The sequence below is a fragment of the Flavobacterium sp. genome (genome assembly GCF_049318325.1).
GTDB lineage: Bacteria > Bacteroidota > Bacteroidia > Flavobacteriales > Flavobacteriaceae > Flavobacterium.
Genome location: NZ_JBMOGQ010000185.1, coordinates 1 through 3,709 on the forward strand (window position 1 = coordinate 1; position 3,709 = coordinate 3,709).

4 protein-coding genes are annotated in these 3,709 nt (G+C 36.4%); 2 read left to right on the plus strand and 2 right to left on the minus strand.

The window, feature by feature from the left end:
• Positions 1-50: 50 nt before the first annotated feature.
• Positions 51-704: a TrmH family RNA methyltransferase gene (locus ACOYLP_RS11405; RefSeq protein ID WP_422856296.1), complete on the minus strand. Its 654-nt coding sequence runs from the start codon at positions 702-704 to the stop codon at positions 51-53.
• 54 nt (positions 705-758) lie between these two features.
• On the opposite strand from ACOYLP_RS11405, the gene ACOYLP_RS11410 reads away from it, so the two are divergent.
• Together ACOYLP_RS11410 and purB are read left to right on the plus strand one after the other, a co-directional pair.
• On the plus strand, positions 759-1,448 hold the full coding sequence (locus ACOYLP_RS11410) for an SIR2 family NAD-dependent protein deacylase (RefSeq protein WP_422856299.1): 690 nt from the start codon (positions 759-761) through the stop codon (positions 1,446-1,448).
• A 136-nt stretch (positions 1,449-1,584) separates the two neighbouring features.
• Positions 1,585-2,928: an adenylosuccinate lyase gene (gene purB / locus ACOYLP_RS11415; protein WP_422856297.1), complete on the plus strand. Its 1,344-nt coding sequence runs from the start codon at positions 1,585-1,587 to the stop codon at positions 2,926-2,928.
• A gap of 18 nt (positions 2,929-2,946) precedes the next feature.
• Here purB and guaB read toward each other — a convergent pair.
• The coding region (gene guaB / locus ACOYLP_RS11420) for an IMP dehydrogenase (protein WP_422856298.1) at positions 2,947-3,709 on the minus strand (763 nt) is incomplete at its 5' end.

The window sequence follows — 3,709 nt, forward strand, 5'->3', positions numbered from 1 at the left end:
AGAAGAAATAGGGTTTCTTTTTGTCTATGCTTACAACCAATAACCGACAACTACTTAGAATAATACCTAGCTTCAATCCGTTTAATATCCTTAATCGTATTCTTTGCCCAAAGCAATCTCTTTTCCAGTAATTCTTCTTCGGTAAGTTGCCACTTTATATTTGATTGGCGTAGGCGAGTGGTGATGTCCTGAATAATGATAGCCGCCGAAACCGAAATATTCAGACTTTCTGTAAATCCAACCATCGGTATTTTCAAATAACCATCGGCCTGACTCATCACTTCTTCTGATAATCCTTCTTTTTCGGTACCGAAAAACAAGGCGCTCTTTTTGGTTACATCAAATTCATGTAGTAGACACGAATCGTTATGTGGAGTTGTGGCAATGATTTGATAACCTTTATTTTTTAGCGAATGGATGCAGTTCGAAATATTTTCAAACTTATTAATATCTACCCATTTCTGAGCACCCATTGCTATTTCCTTATCGATATTTTTTCCAAACCGTTGCTCTACAATATTGATTTCCTGTATTCCAAAAACCTCACAACTGCGCATCACTGCACTCGTATTATGAAACTGAAAGACATCTTCTACGGCAATCGTAAAATGATTGGTTCTATTGGCTAATACATTCTCAAAGCGCTCTTTGCGGTTTTCGGTTAAAAATCCTTCTAGGTATTCTAGGTAATTTAAGTCAATCATAGGAATGCTTTTGGCAAAAATAGTAAAAATGCATAGCTTTATATCCAAATTAAAATAATGAAAAAACTTGTTGTTTTAACAGGAGCTGGAATATCTGCCGAAAGCGGAATCAAAACCTTTCGCGATGCAGATGGATTATGGGAAGGACATAATGTGATGGATGTAGCTTCGCCAGAAGGTTGGCATAGAAATAAAGAACTCGTTTTAGATTTTTATAATCAAAGACGAAAGCAATTACTAAAGGTAAAACCCAACCAAGGTCACTTTGGTTTAGCTGAACTGGAAAAAGATTTTGATGTTCACATTATCACTCAAAATGTAGACAATCTTCACGAACAAGCAGGAAGTACAAAAGTGTTGCATCTGCATGGCGAATTATTAAAAGTACGCAGCACAATAAGCGAAGATTATATTTTAGATTGGGAATGCGATTTGGTAATTGGCGATGTTGACAATAAAGGTCATCAATTGCGGCCGCATATAGTTTGGTTTGGTGAAATGGTCCCTATGCTTGAAGAAGCGATAAGTATCATAGAACAAGCTAACTATGTAGCTGTTATTGGCACATCACTTCAAGTATATCCGGCTGCAAGTTTGATGCATTATGCGAAACCAAATGTTTCTGTTTTCTATATAGATCCGAGACCGACAAGCATTACTAATCTGCAAAATCCTTTAGAAGTAATTCCATTGAATGCAACTGAAGGTATTCCAGTATTAAGTGAAAAGTTGTTAAGAAGATAATAGCGAAAAGACAAAAAGATGATAGAAAGTGAATCCTCTCTTCGTCTTTTACCTATAATCTATTTTCTAATCTCTTTGCTCTATTTTCTAAATAGGATTACCTAAATTTGCAACTCACAATACAACAACACAACTCATGTCACTAACTCCACTAAACGCCGTTTCTCCCATTGACGGAAGATATCGAAGTAAAACCAAATCGCTTTCCAATTATTTTTCAGAAGAAGCCTTAATCAAATATCGTGTTCTGGTAGAAGTTGAGTATTTCATCGCTCTATGCGAAGCTGATTTGCCACAACTTAAAGGTGTTAGTCCAACAGTTTTTGACAGCTTGCGAAATCTCTATAAAAACTTTACTACTGAAGATGCGCAATGGATAAAAGAATCTGAAAAAATCACAAACCACGATGTAAAAGCGGTGGAGTATTTTATCAAAGATAAGTTTGAATTCATAGGTTTATCTAACTATAAAGAGTTTATTCATTTTGGTTTAACCTCACAGGATATTAATAATACGGCCATTCCGCTATTGACAAAAGAAGCCTTTCAAGAAGTCTATTTAAAAGCATTAATCGGAATAGTAGCCAAATTAAAAGAATTGGCAATGGAGTGGAATGATGTTCCGATGTTAGCTAGAACTCATGGACAGCCTGCTTCACCAACTCGTTTAGGAAAGGAAATTTTGGTTTTTGTTGAACGTTTGGAAGAACAAATGCGTTTATTGTTTAATATACCGTTTGCTGCTAAATTTGGAGGTGCTACCGGAAATTTTAACGCACATCATGTAGCGTATCCCAATGTGGATTGGAAAAAATTTGGAACCACTTTCGTAGAAGATACGCTTGGTTTGCAACATTCTTTTCCAACCACACAAATAGAGCATTATGACCATTTTGCTGCGTTTTTTGATGCGCTGAAACGAATAAACAACATCATCATTGATTTAGATAGAGATATCTGGACCTATGTTTCGATGGAGTATTTCAAGCAAAAAATTAAAGCAGGTGAAATTGGTTCTTCGGCTATGCCACATAAAGTGAACCCAATAGATTTTGAAAATTCGGAGGGAAATTTAGGTATTGCCAATGCGATATTTGAACACTTATCGGCTAAATTACCGATTTCAAGATTGCAACGTGATTTGACTGATAGTACAGTTTTGAGAAATATTGGAGTTCCTGTAGGGCATACCTTAATTGCTTTTGATGCTACTTTAAAAGGATTGAATAAGCTATTATTAAACGAATCTAAATTTGCAGAAGATTTAGAAAAAAATTGGGCTGTTGTTGCCGAGGCTATTCAAACTATTTTGAGAAGAGAAGGTTATCCAAATCCTTATGAAGCTTTGAAAGGATTGACACGAACTAATTCGATTATCAATAAAGAAGCCATTCATAATTTCATAAATACTTTGGAAGTTTCGGATAACATTAAAGCTGAATTGATGGAGATTACTCCGAGTAATTATTTAGGGGTTTAATAGTAATAATTCAAAAAATTATCTCGAATAATTAGGTGCTTCTTTAGTTATAGTCACATTGTGCGGGTGGCTTTCGCCAATACCACTTGTTGTGATTCTAACAAAACGTCCTGTTTCTTGTAATGTAGTAATGTCTTTAGCGCCACAATAACCCATTCCGGCACGAAGTCCACCAATAAATTGCTGCATGCTTTCGTTCAATTCACCTTTGTATGGTACACGGCCAACAATTCCCTCAGGAACTAATTTTTTAATATCATCTTCTACATCTTGGAAATAACGATCTTTTGAACCATCTTCCATAGCTTCAATAGAACCCATACCGCGATACGATTTGAATTTTCTTCCTTCAAAAATGATAGTTTCGCCCGGACTTTCTTTAGTTCCGGCTAAAAGTGAACCCAGCATAACACAATCTGCACCGGCAGCGATTGCTTTTGGAATATCGCCTGTATATCTGATTCCACCGTCTGCAATTACTGGAACTCCAGTTTCTTTTATAGCGGCAGCAACTTCTAAAACAGCTGAAAATTGAGGAAATCCAACTCCGGCAACTACTCGGGTAGTGCAAATTGAACCCGGACCAATTCCGACTTTCACAGCATCAGCTCCATTTTGAGCTAAATAGAGTGCTGCTTCCGGAGTAGCAATGTTACCTACAACTACGTCAAGATTTGGGAATTTTGCTTTTATTTCTTTTAAGACAGAAACTACACCTTGCGTATGTCCGTGAGCTGTATCAATAATTACAGCATCAACTCCGGCATTAACTAATGCAGTG